Source organism: Endozoicomonas sp. Mp262, assembly GCF_025643335.1.
Classification (GTDB): Bacteria; Pseudomonadota; Gammaproteobacteria; order Pseudomonadales; family Endozoicomonadaceae; genus Endonucleibacter.
The window spans coordinates 1,902,612-1,922,144 of record NZ_CP092489.1; the positions used below are offsets into that span (position 1 = coordinate 1,902,612).

Genomic DNA, 19,533 nt, shown 5'->3' on the forward strand with positions numbered 1-19,533 from the left:
ACGTCAACATGCTGTCCATAGCAAACCTTAGTCTTATTGTGATGCTTTGTGGCCAGTACCGATAGTTCATCATCTTCAAATGACTGTCAAACGGTTTATCCCCTATTCTGCTGTCACCCTGTTAACCTCAGCCAGGCTGGTGACCCCTTGCATGACTTTTAAAAGACCAGACTCCCGCAGGTTGTTAAATCCTGCTTTTTTCGCGATCCCGGCAATTTCCAGGGAGTTGCCCTCTTCCATCACGACCTTTTGAAGTTCCGGGGTCATTTTCACCACTTCGTAAATGCCAACCCGGCCTTTATAGCCCTGGTTACAGTGATCACACCCAGCAGGACCATAGACTTTTAGTCCCCGGAGTTGCTCATCTGTAAAACCCTCTTTTTTTAATGCCTCTTTGGGGATGTCCTGCCACTCTTTGCAATGGTTGCAGAGTCTTCGAGCCAGACGCTGGGCGATGATCAGGCTCACTGAGGTAGCGATATTAAAGGAGGGGACACCCATATTCTGGAGGCGGGTCAGTGTTTCCGGTGCGCTGTTGGTGTGCAGGGTGGACATGACCATATGGCCGGTTTGTGCAGCCTTGATGGCGATATTGGCGGTTTCCAGGTCACGTATTTCCCCAACCATAATAATATCCGGGTCCTGACGAAGGAAAGCGCGAAGGGCCTGGGCGAAATCCATACCCTGCTTGGGATTTACATTGACCTGATTGATGCCTTCCAGGTTGATTTCAACGGGATCTTCGGCGGTAGAGATATTGCGCTCGGGAGTGTTAAGGATATTCAGGCCGGTATAAAGAGAGACGGTTTTACCGGAGCCGGTTGGGCCTGTCACCAGGATCATGCCCTGGGGTTGCTCCAGTGCTTCGATATACATGGCTTTTTGGTCTTCTTCATAACCCAGCATATCAATACCCATCTTGGCACTGGAGGGGTCCAGTATCCGTAACACAATTTTTTCACCCCACAGGGTTGGGCAGGTATTGACCCGAAAATCAATGGCTCTGTTTTTTGAAAGCTTCAGTTTTATCCGGCCGTCTTGAGGAACCCGTCGTTCAGAGATGTCCATTTGTGACATGATTTTCAGGCGGGAGGATATTTTTTGCGAGAGCTCTATGGGAGGACGAGTCACTTCATGGAGGACACCATCGGTGCGGAACCTGACCCGATATGCCTTTTCATAAGGCTCAAAATGCAGGTCCGATGAGCCCCCTTTTATGGCAGATAACAGCATTTTATTAACAAACTTGACAATAGGGGCATCAGCTTCGTCTTCGTCCTCGACTTCCTCGTTTGTCTCACCGTCAAGGTTTTCCAGACTGGTACAGCCATCGTCTTCATTGGAAAGGGCGTTATCCGGGTTATCCAGTATTTTATCGATAAAGATTTCAAGTTTGCCCTCTTCGGCAATTACCGGCTGTATCACAAGTCCGGTATTAAACCTGAATTCATCCAGGGCTTTTTCTTCAGTGGGATCTGTGACGGCTACAAATAAGCGGTTTCCCCGATTCATTAGCGGGATTATCTGGTTCCTTCGTACAAGTTTTAGTGGAACGGTATCTATGGGCATGTTATCCACATCCATTGAGTTGATATCGATAACGGGCAGGCCAAATTCCCTTCCTGTTGCTTCAGCAAGCTCCCGGGCAGGAATCAGGTTTTCCGAGAACAGGTAATAGGGTAACGAGGTTTTATTAGAGTGTGTTGCGGTGATGGCTGAACGCATTTTCTTTTCTGTGATCAGCTTTTCTGCAACAAGTCTGGCGGCAAGTCCTGTTAGAGGTTTATCTGACATAGAGGTTGAAAGGTTTTGTTATTGTTGGTATTAGATTACTATAAGTGTCTTTACTTATGGAATCTTAATATTTTGATGTAAAGGTGCGCCCCATAGGAAGTGGGGGGTGTTTGCAGTAATGGTAGATTCCGGATTGCAGGAACGAAATATTTGTTGCTATCCAGATGTAGTAGAGGGGGAAGAGGCTCAATAGTAGCAGCTAAACGGATTTCACTGGACGAGGACGATAAAATGGATTTGCACAGGGCAAATAACCTTGAGTGTAAAGCTGAAAAGAGCAAGGGTTTCACTCTGATTGAACTGATGATCGTGGTGGCGATTATTGGTATTTTGGCGGCTGTGGCCATTCCCCAGTACCAAAGCTATACCCGGGAAGCACTGGCCGCTTCGGCAATCAGTGAGGCCAAAGCTTTTCAGTCTCAGATAGGTGTGTGTGCCCAGATGAAGAAAATGGGTGACTGCAAACCTGGCGGTGGTAATGTGCCGGATTTTCCTGCTAATAGTAAGGTCTCAGCTCCCGCTTCCTGGAATGATACATCAGTGGTAGCTACTTTGGAAGTGACACCTGGTGGGCCCTTTGGTACACAGAAGTTAACCATTACATCGAAAGATGCCACGGGTACTACCTGGACCATTGCCTGCACTGATGATAACACCCGGGGAGACAAGAATAACCTCTGTGAGACCAATGCTGTGAAGGATCATCCTCACTACTCATAATGGTTTGATACCGGTATAAAAAAAGGAGAGGCAGCTCTCCTTTTTTATTGCTTCTTCCCTCCCTGTTCCTCACCTTGATAGATGCCCTATCAACCGGTTAATTTCCGGGTGCTTCATAAAGGTCAGCATTGCTTGGGCAATCTTTTCCGGGCAATTGATTGTCTGGCTAAGTTCTATGCTTGATACTACCGCCAGCTCAGAAAAGCTTGAGTAGTTTTTTAGTAATAGCTTCAACCGTTGATCGCCAATATGTGGCAATCCAATGGCTTTCAGCTGTTCACTGAAAGGCCTCCGGTTAGCTGTTTCCAGGGCTTTTAGCAGATGGCTGGCTTCAATAGTTCCCAGTCCTGAAAATAGCAGTTTTTGGTGATTCAGGGTGAAAAGGTCTGGCAGTGACACCAGTGCATTATTCTCGATCATCTTTCTAAGAATCGGTTCTGTAAGCCTGGGAAGCCGGAGCCCGTTTTTACCGGTTAACCATTGCAGTCTGGCAAGGAATTGCTGTTGGCAATGAGGTCCAGCGCTCAGGCAGGTAAAGGGCGTGTACTTTTTTTCATGGGGTGGGTGGGGTATATGGCGGTCCTGGGGTCTGATCAGAACCTGATTAAAAGTGGGGGTTGCCTGTCCTTGAAGTTGAATGCTTATCTGATCACCAATGGCTATATCCCTTTTATAAAGGGTTTGAAGGCTGCCCAGTGAAACGGAATCTACCGTCCTACCCTCGATGATCCTGGGTTTAACTCTGGCTATTGGCGTTATCCGCCCGGTTCGGCCAATAGTAAACTCAATATGAGTCACTTCGGTAACTATGCTTTTTGCTGGAAATTTCCAGGCCAGGGCCCAGTGGGGATATTCACTGGTTTCTCCCCATTTATTTCTTGCCTTGATGCTATCCAGCTTAAGCACAATGCCGTCCATTAAAAATGGTGATGAAGAGGCTTTTGCTAGCTGCTCCCTTTGAGTAATAACATCTTTCAGGGATTTGATTTCCAAGGTGTAGAGTGCGGGCCACTTAAAACCAAGAGAGGCCAACACCTTGATATTTTCGAGGTCGGTGGGGTAAGGGGAATTGACCCAGCGCCAGGGAAAGAAGTCCAGTTTGGCAAGGGCTGCCGGGGACCATTCAGAACGGCTCATATGACCAGCCACATAATGACGGGCTGATACATAACCATCCAGAAGGCTATTTAAACGATCCAGCCTGGCAAATAACTCACCGTGGAGAATCATGGATGCCTGCGTTTTTATAGTGTCAGGAATAGCAGGAACCCTTTTGATTTGGCGGGTAATGTCCAGGCCGCATTTGCCATTTCCCCGGGTTGTTGCCGAGATCAGCTGACCCTGATCATAGGCCAGCTCAATGGCGATGCCGTCCACTTTTGGTTGCAAGAGTATTTTTGACTGACCAGCTTTATCAAGAAACTCACTGACTTCCTGTTGCCCCCGGCCTTTATTTAAACTGCCCATGGGGAATTGATGGCAGCTTGTCTTTCCATTGATGGATGGCTGAAATGGTCTGGTTTTAGCCAGGGATGGAAAGCAAAACTGCAGATGGCTTAGATCATGCCGAAGCTGGTCGTACTCTGCGTCAGAAATCTCGGCATGATGCTGGTTAAAGTAAAGGTTATCGTGATACTTGATCTGTGCTTCCAGCAACGATAGCCGGTTTTTCGCCTTATTTATCGACCAGTCGGGGCAGCCAGCAGCATTGGCTACCAGGGGTAGAAGCCATAGGGCAAGAATTCTCATAGGTACCTTCGTTTGAGGGGTCACCGATAAGAAAACAGACTCCTGCGGCACGCTATGGTTCCCTGGCGTGAATACCCATACAGCTATGGAATAAGTTGAAAAATCCGTATGCATTCCCGGCGGAGAGAGGGAGTCGCGAAACTTAGTTCAGCGTGAAAAACCGGGTGCTGTGGTGAATCAAAACATCTTTTGCGACAACCTCGGGACGCCGGGAATGATATATAGCTGCCAATTAGAACGGTTGATTAACAAACACCCTGAACTGGGTGTTCTCTTTGCTGGAGGCTATTTCAGTCCTGACGGTGACGCCTTCCACTTTAAAGCGAATCCCTCCACCAATACTGTATTTCATATCATTATGAAGTTCTTCCAGGCTGAAGGTATTGGCAACCCGTCCGGCATCAATGAATAAGGTCCACTGCCACCAGGGGATATCATAGAGTCCTTCTATCACAGGCAAGTCATCTAGGGGTTGCCAGTGAGGCATCACCCGATACTCCAGACTGTAAGATACTGCGGAACGGCCATAAAAGCGGTCGGTGGTGTACCCCCTGAGCTTGTTCCATCCCCCCAGGGACACGCCTGCAAAGGAAGGAGGCCTGCGGTATGTGTCTGAACCATCAATGGTGGTTGCATCATTCCAGCTGGGGGTATCTGCCAGCCAGGCATTAAAAGCAATCACCTGTTGTCGCATATAGTCATTGCCCCCCAGGTTGAAGAACTTGCTAAACTCCGCTTCCCAGGTTGTCCATTCAGCCCGGTGGCTGTCTCCCCAGTCATGGGACAGGGTGAAAGACAGCTGGCTGCCCCGGGTGGGAAGCTGGCTGGAATTCCTGTTATCGTAGTCAAGGATTAGCCGCATACCCATGGTTTTTTCATCCCCTTGAGGCGTCGCCTCCCTGCCCAATGCCTGGCGTTCATAGAAGGGTTGAAACTCCAGGGAGGTAATTCCGGACTGGAATGGATTCCAGACCCGCCCGGTTTGATGGTCGCCGGTATCGGATCGTCTTAAACTGCCAATGGCGCCTTCCCGACCCTGGCCGATGGGCAGGATATATTTTACATGGGCATAATACCGGCTTTCCCGGCCACTGGTTCTCACGTGATTATCACCACTGGAACTATTGGTACCAGGCTGGTGGTCTGCAAAGGCAGGATTGCCCGGGACATAGTAGCTGGTTTCCGAGAAAGAGCTTTCCATGGCACTGATATCTATCAGCCACTGGTCCAGACCGGGCAACATCATGTTATTCAGGCTTAAATAGCTAAGCCATGAGCCGTTGCTGGAATAAATACCGGTGCCGAAGAGCGACATTTGCGGTTGGCCAACATGACGAATAAGGCCAGCGCCGCCAATGGCTGTACCCCAGTCATCAGAACTGAAAAGAATGGGGACGCCGGCATATTTTTCCTGGAGCTGTGTGGATTTCCCGGCATAGGCAGTGCCGTTAAGAGCAACGATTCCTAAAACGAGCATTATTATTGAGCGCATAGTCCCTTGTTAATTTCCTGTTGAGGGTGGGTTAGGGGCTGTTGACGTTTGATCGTGAGCACACGAGCAAACGTCAACAGCCCCTAAATGCTTCCATTATCAGGCTGAATATTTATATAGAAATACGGTGTTGTCGTAATTTACCGTTGTAATAGGGAGGTCTGTAAATTTAATGGGGAGGTTTTCAATTCTTTTTTCCATTTGAGCGCTAAAATGGCACTATTTTTTAACCGTTGAATAGATATGACCAGTATGGATTCAAGAGAGTTTGGCAGCCAAACGCTGGAATTACAGCGTCCTGAATTTGAATCTCTGCGTGAACTATTTCCAGCCCTTGACCAGGAAGCCCACGGCAGGTCTTTGATATACCTTGATAATGCGGCAACGACCCAAAAGCCACGCTCTGTTATTGAAGTGATTGATAGCTATTATCGAAAGAAAAATGCCAATGTTCACCGGGCGGCACACTTTCTCAGTGCCCAGGCCACCCATGCTTTTGAGGGAGCCAGGGATCGGGTTCGGGCATTTATCAATGCCGGTTATTCTGAAGAAATTATCTGGACCCGGGGAGCCACAGAGGCCATTAATCTCGTAGCCCAGAGCTGGGGGCGACAGTTCCTTAGGGAAGGCGATGAGATATTACTGAGTGTTATGGAGCACCATGCCAACATTGTGCCCTGGCAACTGGTGGCAAAAGAGACCGGTGCCTGCATCAAGGTTATTGGCTTGACGCCAGCCGGTGAGCTGGATCTGGCCAGCTTCCGAAAGCAGTTATCGGCTAAAACGCGTCTGGTGTCCATTGCTCATATATCAAATGCTATAGGCACAGTGAATCCGGTGGCACTGATTACCAGGGAGGCTCATGCAGCGGGTGTCTTGGTAATGCTTGATGGCTCCCAGGCCATTGCCCACCAGACCATTGACGTGCAAAAGATAGGTTGCGATTTTTATGTGTTTTCCGGGCATAAGGCCTTTGGGCCAACAGGAACCGGGGTATTGTATGGCCGTAAAGAATTACTGGAGTCAATGCCTCCCTGGCAGGCGGGTGGTGAGATGATCCGGCATGTGAGCTTTCAGGAGACCACCTTTAATCAGCTACCATTTAAATTTGAGGCGGGTACTCCGCATATTGCTGGGGCTGTAGGGTTGGGTGCTGCGATGTCCTTTTTGCAAGGCCTTGATAATAAGTCTGTAGTCGTTTATGAACGGCAGCTTAGAAACCGGCTTGAGGCTGGCCTGTCAGAAATAAAAGGGGTCAAAATCATAGGTCAGGCCGTGGAGAAAGCACCGGTTACGTCCTTTATTTCTGACAAAATTCATAATCAGGATCTCAGCCTGATGCTGGATCAACATGGTATAGCCGTTAGAGCTGGGCACCACTGTGCCATGCCTTTGATGGAGTCTCTGAATTTAAAAGGCACTGTGCGGGCATCCTTGTCTCTTTACAATAATGAAGGTGATGTTGATACCTTTTTGTCTGCTATGGAATCCATTCACCACGGGGCGGTATACAGCTTTTTTGTTGAGAAGTCCGAGGCTAAAGAACTTCCCGAACTGTTTGCTGTTATGCCCTATGGCCGTAGTATTGAAAAGGAGGCGGTCAATCATGAGTTGATGTCAGCTAAAAGCTGGCAAGAGCGCTACCGTCACATTATGTTGCTGGGAAAGAAACTACCCCAGCTTCCTGATAACTGGAAGACAGAGTCTGCCTTGCTTCATGGCTGCGAAAGTCAGGTCTGGCTTCACCATTATTATGATGAGGAAAACCAGACGCTTCACTTTATTGCCGATTCCGATGCCAGAATTATTCGTGGTCTGATTACTCTGGTGCTGGTGGCCTGTAATGGTAAAACGCCTGCTGATATCAGTGCCGCTTATATTGAACAATGGTTTTTGGAACTAGGCCTTATCAGTCATTTGAGTCCATCAAGGGGAAATGGACTAAAAGCCATTATTGCTGAAATTGAATCGGTGGCCCGGCGTTATTACTAGGGGCTGTTGACGTTTGATCGTGAGCTCAGTGGCTCGTAAAGCGGTTTTCCGCAATACCCAATGGGGCACACCGGGCGGACTGGTGCAGGCATAGTTATTCTACGTCAAGCCAGTCCAACGCCGTCGGAAAGCCGCTTTACGAGCCACCCGAAGGGCCAAAACCAGCGATTCCGTGCCGTCGTTGCAGTAGTTTGAAAGACATGAGTCTTCCTGCGCTACTGCGTCTAGCCACGAAACCGCTGGTTTTGGCTGAGCACACGAGCAAACGTCAACAGCCCCTAACCGGTGATTTTTTTAATAATTCTGGCAACAGCCACAAACCCAAAGGTGGCTGTAACCACTGTGGCAGCGCCAAAGCCGCTGGAACAGTCCATTTTCATCGAGCCACCCGCTTCAGGCTTTTGCTGGCAGACGCTGCCATCGGGTTGGGGATAGACAGCCTGTTCTGTAGAGAAGACACAGTCTACCCCGAATTTTCTTTTGGTGTTTTTGGTGAATCCGTGGCGATCCCTCAGTTGGTTCCTGACTTTTCTGGTTAAGGGGTCGTGCCAGGTTTTGGTGAGGTCGGTCACCTGAATCTGTGTAGGGTCTATCTGGCCACCTGCACCACCGGTGGTAATGATCTTGATCTTATTACGTTTGCAATGGGCGATAAGAGCCGCTTTTACCCGGAAGTTGTCAATGGCATCCAGTACATAGTCGAACGCTGGAGTAATGAGTTCAGCCAGATTATCGGGGGTAATAAAATCCTCAATTATTTCACAGTGACAGTCAGGATTAATGGCTTTGATTCGTTTAGCCATCACCTCCACTTTTGACTGACCAATGGTTTCCCTTGTGGCGTGAAGCTGGCGATTGGTGTTGGTGACACAAATATCATCCAGGTCAATGAGGGTTATTCTGCCAACAGCGGTACGAGCCAGCGCCTCAGCTGCCCAGGAGCCGACTCCGCCAATGCCAATGACGCATATATGAGCCTTACGCAGTTTTTCTACAGCATCATAGCCATACAGGCGACGGGCACCGCCAAAGCGGTTATCAAAGCTCTCCGGAGACATGGGTTCTCTTTCTTCAGGTTGTGGGAGGAGTGAGATTATAAGGGGAAATCAGCAAAGGTCTAATGGAAAGCTGTGCTTGTTTTTTTATGTGTAGTGAAGGTGGAAAAGCCTGTCTTTCGTACAAGGCATTTTTTCACCACAGAGGCACAGAGAACACAGAGTTTTCATTCTCTCTAAACATAAACCTCTGCGCCTCTGTGGTGAAAAAAAAGAGTAAATAACTTAATTTTTATTTGCAGGGCAGGTTTTGTGACAGGCTCCTTGAAGCAAGAGGCGGGAATCACCTTACCACCAGACTTCCATCTGGGCACCATAGGTCCAGCCGCTTGAGCTTTTTCCGAAGGTGTCCATGGTCTCCTGTCCCGGTGCGGCAAGTCCCATAGAATTACAGATAGTCTGTTTCTGTTGATTGCTATCAGCCAAGGCGGGGTTTATTTTGTCCTCGGAAGGCGCTTTCCAGTCAGCATAAGTGGCAAAGATGCGGATTACTGGTCTTACAAAAGCACCGAATTTGGGATGAAACTGCTGGGCTATTGTTACTTTAAATAACTGGCTATCAAAAACAGAATAGTGTTTGGTATTTGGGTTTGGGGTAGTACCAGAGGGTTTCTGGTATGTGCTGACAGCATTGTTAACCTGATCAAAACCAAATTCGAGGGCAGTACTGGTTAGTTCATTCCATTTCCATATTGGCCTGATACCAGCGGTAATCCAGGTCAATTTATCTTTTGGGTCATAACCGAAATTATCTTTGATATAGCGGGTATATTTATCGCTGTACTTCATCTGTGTCCATGCAGCCACATACATAAGATCAAGACGGTCAGTGATTGAAATGGTGCCGTGATCGAGGACTCGATGAAGCGTGCTGCCGTTGTACCATTTTGAAGTCTGCAAGTCTCTTCCCGTTGAACCCACACCAGGCCCAGTCATGGCATCAGTGGCATATTGCAAAACAACCTTATTGTAGCCATTGAGAAAATCGCCCAGTGAAAGTTCCAGTGTTCCCATCCAGCCATCTTTATTGAAATCACATTTATCCCATGGCTTACCGGTTGTGGGTACTTTCAGCTCTTTGGGAGCATCTCCCCTGCCGTAGTCGATGCCCACTTCAAGGGACAGGTTTTCCGTGAGCATGATATTGTTAAGGCGGATATCAATAATATCGGTTTTTATCTTTGTGTCTTTCCAGTCTTTGTCAGCTGTATCGTATTGATAGGCTACCTCCGGCTCATGTCTTAACCAGGCCAGGTGCAGTTTGCCAAAGCCCATATCCATATCTTCCAGGCCCACACCGGGTCCGGAAACATCCCAGTAATACCAGTCATTTATATGAACGTCATGGCGTTGGTAATACCGTTTGCCCGCCCACAGCTGGGAGCCGGGTAAGGCAGGAATCACATTGCGAGCCTGGACATTGATTTCCCTGAGTGCTATTTCGTTTTTGTCTTTTGAAAGATTTTCCCAGTCACCTTTCTGATAGGTTTTGTAGGCAATATTGGTATCAAGCCGGAAAGAAACATCATCCTCATTAAACAATTCTGCACCCAGCTTAAGCTCCATATAGGTATCGGTTTCATTACCGAGCCGGTACTTGGCAGGGGCTCCCGGAGCCTGGAAGGGCATCTGGGTTCCACCGGGTCCCGAGCTGCCAATACCTGATCGGGCATAGCCTCGAAAGTCAATATCAATACCTTCTATTGCAAAGGTATTAAAAGAGGAGGATAAAACTAAAATGGTTCCTGCGCTTTGTAAGATGCTTACCAGGGACTTGCAATAACGGATCATAATATCGGGCCCTGTGGAGTGACTAGGGGCAAAGGTTGGCAAGTACATTATTTAGAATGGATACCTCTCCTCGCTGGGAACGAGAGATTCCTGACTTGCTCATTAAACGAAGTACTTACTAAAGCGCGCCCATCACAGCGCTATCAAATTACGGATCTCTAACTGGGCGCGATTTAGTGTTGTACAAAATCTAGTTCAGGCAGTTGTATTCGGCAAAAAAAAATCGCGGTTGATGTCAATAGAAACTGAGAAGTCTTACGTCCAGGGTTCTCTAATCTGGTATAGTCTCAAGTTATTGTTATCAGCCCCTAAACGAGTCTCAAAAAATAATCACCTAAGTACTCTAAGCGGGCTTGTTTTTCCAATTAAGGTTGTCAGTTGTGATTAAGCAGTATCTTTTACCTGTGGTCGTAATAGGGTTGTTAGGTGGCTGTTCCATGATGGAAACCTCCACTGTTGATGCCCCTCCTGTCTCTGCTTCCAGAGAATCCCGGTCGTTTAATTCTTTTTCAGAGCTTATTTGTCAGGCTATGCCCCTTGTACCGGGAAAGCATAGTTTTAAGGTGGGTGTAGGCCAGGGAAATGACACCATTTCTCTCGCCAGTGGTCAGTCTCCTGTACTCACCTATGGGTTGCCTGAAACAGGTTTCCATGAAATTACAGTGGCCAGTGCGGTGCTTCATGATGGTAAAGGGAAAGAGCAGATTTTTTATCCCCAGGTGAGCCTGTTAGACCGGGAAGGCAATGTGGTAAGAACCATTGGGGCTGAACAGGTTCAGTACCAAAAGCCGGGCTTTATGGCTGATGAGGGCGTTATTACTTCTTTTGTGCTGGATAATCGGGTTCAAAATCCTGCAACTTGCATGGTGGTGTATACCACCGATGAAGCAAGAAAAGGAAAAACGAAGCTGGTTAACGAAGCAAAAGAGTATGCCAAAGTAAGAGGGACTGTCGCTCTACCTGTTCCAGACACCTATGCCGGGCATGGCAATAAAGGTAATTTGACCATTACGCTGAAAAGCAGTCAGGCCTATACGATGACACCGGTTGTTGCCCCGAGTGTTAGTGTGGTTAAAACTCCTGCGGTATTGCCAGAGAGTGACCCTTTCAATAAAAAAGTTCGCGCCCATTATCTGAATGAGGTGGGTGACAGCCTGAAGCAAGGTGAAATAACCAAAGCATTGGATAAACGGAGTGAGTTGAAAGAGATTGCCAGGGCAACAGAAGGATACTTTGCCAGTCAGTACCAGCTTGGAATGGGACAGGTCACTAAACCCGCTCCGGTGAAAAGTAGTGAAGGGTTTGCCGAAAAGGCCTTACACCACTATCAGGAAAAAATAGCAGGCTACCTGAAAGCGGGGCAGGCGTCTTCTGCATTGAAAGTGGTAGATGATGTCCGGGCGATGCAAGAAGCAGTGGATCAATTATTTGATCGGAAATCTTAATCAATAGAGAGGGAATAGAGGCTCATACGATTCCCTATTCCCTATTTATTTTAAACACTGCCGTGGCAGTGGCGTTTTGCTCAGGCTTGCCGGGTGAGTGATATATTTTTCAAAAATTCACGATTACCCTGATCTGATAATAATTCAGAGAAGTCTTTAGTTAGCCGACGTCGCCAGTTCGGGTATTCAGTGCTTGTTCCCGGAACATTTACTGGCGTGTCTAGTTTAAGAACATCCTCTAGCTGAATGACCACAATTCTGGAGGCGGTCTTGGCCAGGTAGTAGTGAATCTTCTCCATCAGTTCCTGAGAGAAGCCCATGCTATTGATATCATCGGGATTAACGCCCCAGGGCAGTTCACCTGCTTCTGCAAGGGTTTTAAGCAGGGCGACTTTCTGCCTATGCCGGGCAACCTTCTCTGCCTGGGTTCGCTCCGCATCATAAATACCAAGCTCTTGCCGGAGATCAAGATCATTACAGTTCCACCAGGCCTTCAGGGTTGGAATATCGTGATTTGAAATACAGGTCAGGGCCCTGGATTTATACCCTGTTGGAGCAATAAAGCGATCTCCGGCACAGGAAAACAGAACCACCTCATTGGAGTAGCACAGTGCAGGAGGCAGTTTAGCCTCAATTTGCTCAGGCACAGTGCCCAGGTCTTCCCCAAAAATCAGGCATTGGTGTCGATGGCTTTCCAGCTTGATAATGCCCAGCAGGTCATCCAGCGGATAGTTGACATAAATACCGTAGTCTGCAGTTTTTCCGGTGGGGCACCACCATAGCCGTAATAATCCCATTACATGATCAATTCGAAGGGCACCGCAATGATTCATGTTGGCTCGAACCATTTCGATAAACGGCAGGTAACGATGGCTTTGCAGGGCTACAGGATTGAATGGAGGTAATCCCCAGTTCTGTCCCTGGGGGGCAACGCCGTCCGGTGGTGCTCCGACACTGGCATCCAGGCAATAGAACTCACGGCCACTCCACACATCCGAGCCACCCCGATCCACTCCCACAGCAAGATCCCTGTAAATACCAACAGCCATACCGGCTTCTTCTGAAGCTTGCTGGGCCTGCTCCAGCTGCCTTTCTGCCAGCCACTGAAGCCAGCTGAAGTACAAGACACGATCTTTGTAATTACGGGCAAAGGCCTTGACTTCTTTGCTTTCAGGGTCCTGGTACTCTTCAGGCCAGCAAGGCCATCCCCAGCTGTTGATATCCCGGGCTTTGAAATGTTCAAACAGGGCTTCATAAATGGCATGGCGCTCAAGTCCGTTGCCACGGTGTTTGCGGAACTGATCAAAGGCTTTGCCCTGAAAGGTCTTGGCCTTGCGGTGGTGCTCATTAAAATGGGTGAAGAGATGTTCTAACATCTCGTATTTCAGCGATGCCACCAGGGCATAGTCAACATATTCTGCTGATCGGGCTTCATTAAGACGCTGCTGAAAGGACTGGGAGTCAAACAGTTGTTGTGCTTTTTCGCAGTTGTTAAAGTCCTCCACTGCCATCACATCGATATACAGCGGGTTAATAAAGTTCCGGCTGGATGGACTGTAAGGGCTGCAATGTTCCGGGTTAGCAGGATAGAGGGAATGAATAGGGTTCAGTCCCACAATCCCGGCACCCTGTTCAGCCAGCTGGGTGATCAGTTTCTTCAGGTCACTGAAATCCCCCATTCCCCAGTTATCGTTACTGCGAACCGTATATAGCTGAAGGCTGGAACCCCATATTTTTTGGCCTTGACTCAAGGGTTCTGGTTCGTAGCAGGTTTCGGGAGCCACAACCAATAGGCAGTGTGCTTCCAGATTGCGGTTTTTTAGATAAAGCCTGTGGTAACCCAAAGGCAAATCCTCTGGTAATAGCAGCTTCAGCTTTACCCTATCCTTTTTCTTGAGGGTTTTTCTATCCAGTTCTTCGAGCTTGTGGGCTTTTACTTCGATACTTACACGCTTGCCGCTTTCCAGTTCAATCCGCCCTTTGAAAGTGTTGTCCTGGCGATTGGCTGGTATATACATGGGTACAGAAAAACCGTCGCCTTTGTGAACAACGCAGACAGGAGGAAGCAGTGAGGACCACTGGTTCTTCTCTCGCTTTTCTATAGCCGCTTCAATGTGCTGCTCATCCTGGACATCAATACCCATTGCCTCCAGCATGGGTATCTTATAGGTTTCGGGAATCTGGACGGTGTTACCAGCCCAATCCTGGTAGCTTTCGGAGATTCCGCAGAGTTCGGCCAGCCGGTTAATTTTATCTTGGGAAATACTGTTTAGATCAGGCATCTCAGGGAACTCCTTATTGATCAATTTCAGGTGCGCGGGTTCTGGAAAATGCCAGGCCTTCAGCATTAAATAAATGACACTGCTCTGCGGGGAGTTTAATTTGTATTGTGCTGCCCTCTTCCCTGCGACGGGAATCATCCACACGAACAATAAAGTGCTCTTGAATGGCGTCGTGTTTCATATAAATAAATGATTCTGAGCCAAGCCTTTCCAGGGCCTGAACCTTGCCAGTGATGATGTTTTCATCCTTAGCCTCGATGCTGGCGTGTTCCGGGCGAACTCCCAGAGTCACTGATTTGCCAGGTTGAGCGGCGGAGGTGTTGACGAATGTTTTAATCAATTCGCCGGTGGTCAGTTTCACGAGGGTTTCCAGCTGGCCGGTTTTCTCAATCACACCATCAAAGAAATTCATTTTTGGCGAGCCGATAAAACCGGCAACAAAAAGATTACGGGGATGGTGGTAAAGCTCCAGCGGTTTCCCTACCTGTTCCAGGTTAGTATCTGCGCCCTGGGCCAGGGGACTGAGAACAACGATTTTGTCTGCCAGGGTCATGGCCTCAACCTGGTCGTGGGTGACATAGATTGAGGTGGTTTTCAGGCGTTTGTGTAAGCGTGATAGCTCCTGGCGCATCTGCACACGAAGGGAGACATCAAGGTTGGATAATGGCTCATCAAACAGAAAGACCCTGGGTTCCTGAACAATGGAGCGGCCAATGGCCACCCGCTGACGCTGACCACCAGACATGGCTTTGGGTTTACGATCCAGCAGTGGCTCCAGTTGCAGGATTTTTGCTGCTTCGTTAACCCGGCTGGTCATCAGGGACTTGTCTGCTTTTGCCAGTTTCAGGCCAAAGGCCATATTTTCTGCAACACTCATATGGGGGTACAGGGCATAGGATTGGAATACCATGCCAACACGACGCTCATTGGGTGGCATGTCGTTCACCCGATTGTTGTCTATGGACATATCACCGGAGGTAATATCCTCCAGACCACAAACCATTCGAAGCAGTGTAGACTTTCCGCAGCCAGAAGGGCCAACAAAGGCGATAAATTCCCCATCGGCTATTTCAAGGTTTATGTCTTTCAAAACCCAGCTTTTACCCTGGTCGTAGCTTTTGGAAATATTTACAAGTTTGACTTCTGCCATTTTAAATACCTTGTTGAGAGCACTGATCACTTGGTAAAGGATAATCAGTGCCCTTTGGGCTGGATTGAAAATAACCCCGCCGGATAAGCTTTTCAGAGTGCCACTGTCGTGCAGCACTGGTAGAACATGTAGGGAATAATCAGCCCTTGACGCCACCTGCCGTCAGGCCACCGACAATCCATCGCTGACAAAGCAGGAAGATGATACTAATGGGTAAGCCTGACAGTACGGCGGCAGCGGCAAAGTCACCCCACAGGTAGTTCTGGGGATTAAGGTATTGCCGTGACCCTACGGCCAGTGTCAGGTTATCCATGCTTTGTAGCAGTACAGAGGCAACCGGATATTCAGCAACGCTGGAAATAAACGCCAGGATAAACACCACCGCTAGAATAGGGACAGACAGGGGTAGTAGCACATGGCGGAAAGCCTGCCAGGGTGTGGCTCCATCAATGGCGGCAGCTTCTTCCAGAGAGTTATCAATGGTTTCGAAATAGCCTTTGATCAGCCAGATGTGAAGAGCCAGCCCCCCGAGATAAGCGACAGTGACCGAACCCAGGCTATCCAGGCCCAGCCAGGGAACATAGTTACCGATTTTGTCAAACAGGGTGTAGATGGCAACCAGTGCCAGAACAGCCGGGAACATTTGCAGGATCATCATGGCGGTCAGCATGTGCTCCTTGAATTTAAACCGCAGCCGGGCAAAGGCGTAAGCGCCGGTTGTTGACAGCACCAGAATCAGGGAAGAAGAAATAAAGGCAACCTTGATAGAGTTCCATAACCAGGTCATCACCGGGAAGGGGGGCTGGCTAATAGAGCCATCAGCACTTTCCCAGGGAATGCCGAAGGCCAGGTACCAGTGCTCTAGCGTCGGGTTGCTGGGGATAAGATCACCGGTAGCAAAGTTCCCTGTTCTGAAAGAAACAGAAATGATCATCATAAAAGGGAACAAAATCAGTGCCAGAAATAGCCACATGCAGATGCGGGCTGTCCAAACACGGTATTTAAGGTTGCGGGGTTGAACCATCGCCATGACTTATCCTCCTTATTCTGCCTGGAATTTGCGAGTGGCTTTCAGGTTGACCCAGGCAATGGCTCCAACCATCAGGAAGATAACCGTTGCAATAGCAGAGGCCAGGCCATAATCCTGTCCATAGGAGCCAAAGGCAATACGGAAGGTGTAGCTAACCAGAATATCCGTTGAGCCTGCCGGGGTGGTTGCATTCAGCATGTCGGGACCGCCGCCAGTCAGCAGTGCCATCAGAACCAGGTTATTGAAATTGAAGGCAAAGCTGGCAATCAATAACGGAATCAACGGCTTGATAATCATCGGAATGGTGATTTTGAACAGGTTCTGGATCGGGGTAGCGCCATCGATGGCAGAGGCCTCATACAAGTCATCAGGAATGGCTTTCAGCAAACCGATGCATAGAATCATCATGTAGGGATAGCCCAGCCAGGTGTTAACAATCAGCACCATGGATTTTGCCAATAGCTCATTGCTGAACCACTCAGGTTTGATGCCAAACAGCAGGTCCAGAAGCATATTGATTTCACCGAAGTTCTGGTTAAACAGGCCGCGGAAAATCAGAATGGAAATGAATGAAGGAACCGCATAGGGAAGAATCAGAAGTAGACGATAGATGCCGTTGCCTTTAAGGGGTTCCCATTGCACCAGACAAGCCATAACCAGGCCAATGGCTAGAGTAAAGACCACAGACAGGGCAGAGAAAATAACAGTCCAGGAAAAAATTTTCAGGAATGGACCTTGAATACCAGGATCAGTAAATACCCGGGTAAAATTGTCCCAGCCGGTATAAATAGTAAAACCCGGACCTATTTGTTCACCGGATTCGCTGACATAGTACCCCGTGGAAAAATCAGGCTTGATAACTGCGCCTGAGCGGTTATCAATAAGATTGCCATTCTCTCCCGGTTTGTAGACTTGACTGATTGCCCCAAACTTACGCAGGCTGGTCATGGCCAGACCCGTTCCGTCAGGAAGTTCTATTCGGATCTTTTTCAGTGCAGAGCGTCGTTTGATAACCTCACGCATTGATAGCGGATCAGCAGCCGGGGGGATGGTTACCATTCTGGCAGCCATGGCTGTCGGCTCTGAGATATCAGCAAAAGGTTTGGTAATATAAAAGTAGTTTTTCTCTTTATTCTGGGGGACCAATAACAGCTGGTACTGTTCCTGGGCCTCTTTCTCTTTATTGCGGTATAACTTAAAGGTAAAGGCATCCCCTCCGGTGCTGTAGGTTTTTGCAAGATGAATGGCCTGTACCCGCTCCAGTGGCAACAGATTGCTTGAGCCATAATTGGTAAAGGCGACATTTACTGTGTAAATCAAGGGGAAGACAATAAATGCTGCAACACCCAGCAAGCTTGGGAAAACGTAGCGATAGTTATAGCCTTTCTTACTAACGAATACCCAGGTTCCTGATGCCATAAGCACCAGAACCAGTAGGGCAAAGGCAATTTCACCCTGGGCATACATCAGGGTAACGCCGTACATCAGCACCAGGTCGATAGCTGCAACCAGCAATAATACGAGCCACTTGCTAGGCTGACCGGCTTTAGAGTGGCCGATTGCCTCCATAATGGAGCCTCCCAAAGACATAGAAAACCCTCCCTCTGGGGGGAGGGTTTTGAGAATTTTAGATGATGCTATGAATATAGCTGCGATTTGATTTGAAGGGTCAGGTTTGTCATCAATCAAGTTGTTGGCAAACCTGAACCTTTTAATTGCTCAAGGTGCTATGCGGCAGGCGCAGCTTTTTTCTGATCGTGGTTACCAGCAATGCGTTCAGCTGCACCATTAAGAGCAGTCTTGTAATCCTGCCGTCCACTGGTGATATTGCGTAGCGCGGACTCCATGGCAGACCAGAATTTACCCATTTCTGGAATATTCGGCATGATCAGACCGTTTTTAACGTTTTCATAGGTGGCGGCAATGCGGGGATCTTTCTTGAGTTGATCCATGAATTTCTTATTGGCTACGGCTCCCAGCGGAACATCATTATTCATGGTTTTCAAGCCCTCTTCATCTAACAGATAGCTTTCCAGGAATTCCTTAGACAGGGCTTTGTTCGGGCTTGCGTTGTTAATGGCAGCACCCCAGACGCCCACAAAGGCCTTTGCTGGCTTGCCATCAATAGTGGGAAGAGGAGCTACGCCGTAGTTGATTTTGCTTTTATCCAGGTTTGCCCAAGCCCAGGGGCCAGTGACCATCATGGCAACCTGTTGATTGTTAAAGTTGGATTCCATGACGCCGTAGTCAACGCCTCTTGGCATAACATTTTTTTCAATCAGCTTGGTCAGCATCTCTGCACCAGCCATTGCGCCTTTATTATTAACACCGGTGTCGTTGGTATTGTAACCCGTGCTGGTTTGCTTGAAGACATAACCACCATTAGCGGCCAGCATTGGCATGGTGAAATAGGGCTGAACCTGATCCCACATAATGGTTTTCTTATCTTTTTTCTTGAGCTCCTTATTCAGGGCGAACATGGACTCAAAGGATTTTGGCGGCTGAGGAATAATGTCCTTGTTATAAATCAGACTGACGGCTTCCATGGAAATGGGATAACCGTAAGTTTTGCCATTATAGCTCATGGCCTGCCAGCCAATATCATCAATGCCCTGTTTGAAGTTTGCGGTGGGAGTAACCGGAGCCAGCAAACCACTTTTAGCCCATTCACCATAGCGGTCATGTGCCCAGAACAGGATATCAGGGCCGCTGCCGGAGGCTGATGCCTGCTGGAAACGGTCAGTGAGGTTTTCAGGAATCTCCACCTTTACCTTGATACCGGTTTCTTCGGTGAACTGCTTCCCTATTTCGCGAATACCTGTGTAAGCCTTATCGCCACCGACCCAGATTACCAATTCGTCATCCTGGAATGCAAAGGCACTGCTGGCGCTGGCTGCCAGAGTCGCTATGGCCAGTGTTGAAGCAATTTTCTTGATCATGTGTCAATAACTCCAGGTGTCTCTGTTGGTGCGTTCAGGGCATGTTTTCCAGTGCTTCCAGGCAGTTAATATCGGTACAGATGCTTACTTCAAT

12 protein-coding genes and 1 pseudogene are annotated in these 19,533 nt (G+C 48.4%); 3 read left to right on the top strand and 10 right to left on the bottom strand.

Going from position 1 to position 19,533, the window contains the following annotated elements; genetic code table 11:
* Nucleotides 1-102: 102 nt before the first annotated feature.
* A complete protein-coding gene (gene pilB / locus MJ595_RS08390) occupies nucleotides 103-1,794 on the bottom strand; it encodes a type IV-A pilus assembly ATPase PilB (protein WP_263082002.1) in 1,692 nt (563 codons plus the stop codon).
* Between the two features lie 231 nt (nucleotides 1,795-2,025).
* Here pilB and MJ595_RS08395 point away from each other — a divergent pair.
* Nucleotides 2,026-2,163 (top strand): annotated as a pseudogene (locus MJ595_RS08395) (prepilin-type N-terminal cleavage/methylation domain-containing protein); the annotation flags it as partial.
* Nucleotides 2,164-2,583: 420 nt separating this feature from the next.
* On the opposite strand, the gene MJ595_RS08400 reads toward MJ595_RS08395, so the two are convergent.
* Nucleotides 2,584-4,263: a hypothetical protein gene (locus MJ595_RS08400; RefSeq protein WP_263082003.1), complete on the bottom strand. Its 1,680-nt coding sequence runs from the start codon at nucleotides 4,261-4,263 to the stop codon at nucleotides 2,584-2,586.
* Nucleotides 4,264-4,495: 232 nt separating this feature from the next.
* The gene (locus tag MJ595_RS08405) at nucleotides 4,496-5,740 is read right to left on the bottom strand and encodes a BamA/TamA family outer membrane protein (RefSeq protein ID WP_263082004.1); all 1,245 of its coding nucleotides are present in this window, start codon (nucleotides 5,738-5,740) and stop codon (nucleotides 4,496-4,498) included.
* Between the two features lie 258 nt (nucleotides 5,741-5,998).
* Between MJ595_RS08405 and MJ595_RS08410 the strand changes: the two genes are divergently transcribed.
* Nucleotides 5,999-7,747 carry a SufS family cysteine desulfurase gene (locus MJ595_RS08410; RefSeq protein ID WP_263082005.1) on the top strand — a complete coding sequence of 583 codons (1,749 nt, stop codon included), beginning with the start codon at nucleotides 5,999-6,001 and terminating at the stop codon, nucleotides 7,745-7,747.
* A 278-nt stretch (nucleotides 7,748-8,025) separates the two neighbouring features.
* Here the strand turns inward: MJ595_RS08410 and tcdA are convergent, their stop codons facing one another.
* Together tcdA and lamB are read right to left on the bottom strand one after the other, a co-directional pair.
* Nucleotides 8,026-8,805, bottom strand: a complete 780-nt coding sequence (gene tcdA, locus MJ595_RS08415) for a tRNA cyclic N6-threonylcarbamoyladenosine(37) synthase TcdA (protein WP_263082006.1) — start codon at nucleotides 8,803-8,805, stop codon at nucleotides 8,026-8,028.
* A gap of 285 nt (nucleotides 8,806-9,090) precedes the next feature.
* The gene (gene lamB, locus MJ595_RS08420; RefSeq protein WP_263082007.1) at nucleotides 9,091-10,593 is read right to left on the bottom strand and encodes a maltoporin LamB; all 1,503 of its coding nucleotides are present in this window, start codon (nucleotides 10,591-10,593) and stop codon (nucleotides 9,091-9,093) included.
* 437 nt (nucleotides 10,594-11,030) lie between these two features.
* Between lamB and MJ595_RS08425 the strand changes: the two genes are divergently transcribed.
* Nucleotides 11,031-12,038 carry a MalM family protein gene (locus tag MJ595_RS08425; protein WP_263082008.1) on the top strand — a complete coding sequence of 336 codons (1,008 nt, stop codon included), beginning with the start codon at nucleotides 11,031-11,033 and terminating at the stop codon, nucleotides 12,036-12,038.
* An 80-nt stretch (nucleotides 12,039-12,118) separates the two neighbouring features.
* On the opposite strand, the gene malQ is transcribed toward MJ595_RS08425, so the two are convergent.
* The 5 genes from malQ to malE all read right to left on the bottom strand — a co-directional run bounded on the left by malQ (nucleotide 12,119) and on the right by malE (nucleotide 19,439).
* On the bottom strand, nucleotides 12,119-14,320 hold the full coding sequence (gene malQ / locus MJ595_RS08430; protein WP_263082009.1) for a 4-alpha-glucanotransferase: 2,202 nt from the start codon (nucleotides 14,318-14,320) through the stop codon (nucleotides 12,119-12,121).
* 13 nt (nucleotides 14,321-14,333) lie between these two features.
* The gene (gene ugpC / locus MJ595_RS08435; protein WP_263082011.1) at nucleotides 14,334-15,470 is read right to left on the bottom strand and encodes a sn-glycerol-3-phosphate ABC transporter ATP-binding protein UgpC; all 1,137 of its coding nucleotides are present in this window, start codon (nucleotides 15,468-15,470) and stop codon (nucleotides 14,334-14,336) included.
* 139 nt (nucleotides 15,471-15,609) lie between these two features.
* Nucleotides 15,610-16,500, bottom strand: coding sequence for a maltose ABC transporter permease MalG (gene malG, locus MJ595_RS08440; RefSeq protein ID WP_263082012.1), 891 nt, complete (start codon nucleotides 16,498-16,500; stop codon nucleotides 15,610-15,612).
* 12 nt (nucleotides 16,501-16,512) lie between these two features.
* Nucleotides 16,513-18,090 (bottom strand): maltose ABC transporter permease MalF, encoded by a 1,578-nt coding sequence (gene malF / locus MJ595_RS08445; protein WP_263082013.1) that lies wholly within the window; start codon nucleotides 18,088-18,090, stop codon nucleotides 16,513-16,515.
* Nucleotides 18,091-18,227: 137 nt separating this feature from the next.
* Nucleotides 18,228-19,439, bottom strand: coding sequence for a maltose/maltodextrin ABC transporter substrate-binding protein MalE (gene malE, locus MJ595_RS08450; RefSeq protein ID WP_263082014.1), 1,212 nt, complete (start codon nucleotides 19,437-19,439; stop codon nucleotides 18,228-18,230).
* Nucleotides 19,440-19,533 lie beyond the last annotated feature (94 nt).

Excerpts from the sequence above, each read along its gene's own strand:
- malG (WP_263082012.1), bottom strand. The coding sequence starts at position 16,500 with ATGGCGATGGTTCAACCCCGCAACCTTAAATACCGTGTTTGGACAGCC.
- MJ595_RS08405 (WP_263082004.1), bottom strand. The coding sequence starts at position 5,740 with ATGCTCGTTTTAGGAATCGTTGCTCTTAACGGCACTGCCTATGCCGGG.
- tcdA (WP_263082006.1), bottom strand. The coding sequence starts at position 8,805 with ATGTCTCCGGAGAGCTTTGATAACCGCTTTGGCGGTGCCCGTCGCCTG.
- malE (WP_263082014.1), bottom strand. The coding sequence starts at position 19,439 with ATGATCAAGAAAATTGCTTCAACACTGGCCATAGCGACTCTGGCAGCC.
- ugpC (WP_263082011.1), bottom strand. The coding sequence starts at position 15,470 with ATGGCAGAAGTCAAACTTGTAAATATTTCCAAAAGCTACGACCAGGGT.
- lamB (WP_263082007.1), bottom strand. The coding sequence starts at position 10,593 with ATGATCCGTTATTGCAAGTCCCTGGTAAGCATCTTACAAAGCGCAGGA.
- MJ595_RS08400 (WP_263082003.1), bottom strand. The coding sequence starts at position 4,263 with ATGAGAATTCTTGCCCTATGGCTTCTACCCCTGGTAGCCAATGCTGCT.
- malQ (WP_263082009.1), bottom strand. The coding sequence starts at position 14,320 with ATGCCTGATCTAAACAGTATTTCCCAAGATAAAATTAACCGGCTGGCC.
- MJ595_RS08425 (WP_263082008.1), top strand. The coding sequence starts at position 11,031 with ATGATGGAAACCTCCACTGTTGATGCCCCTCCTGTCTCTGCTTCCAGA.
- MJ595_RS08410 (WP_263082005.1), top strand. The coding sequence starts at position 5,999 with ATGACCAGTATGGATTCAAGAGAGTTTGGCAGCCAAACGCTGGAATTA.
- malF (WP_263082013.1), bottom strand. The coding sequence starts at position 18,090 with ATGTCTTTGGGAGGCTCCATTATGGAGGCAATCGGCCACTCTAAAGCC.
- pilB (WP_263082002.1), bottom strand. The coding sequence starts at position 1,794 with ATGTCAGATAAACCTCTAACAGGACTTGCCGCCAGACTTGTTGCAGAA.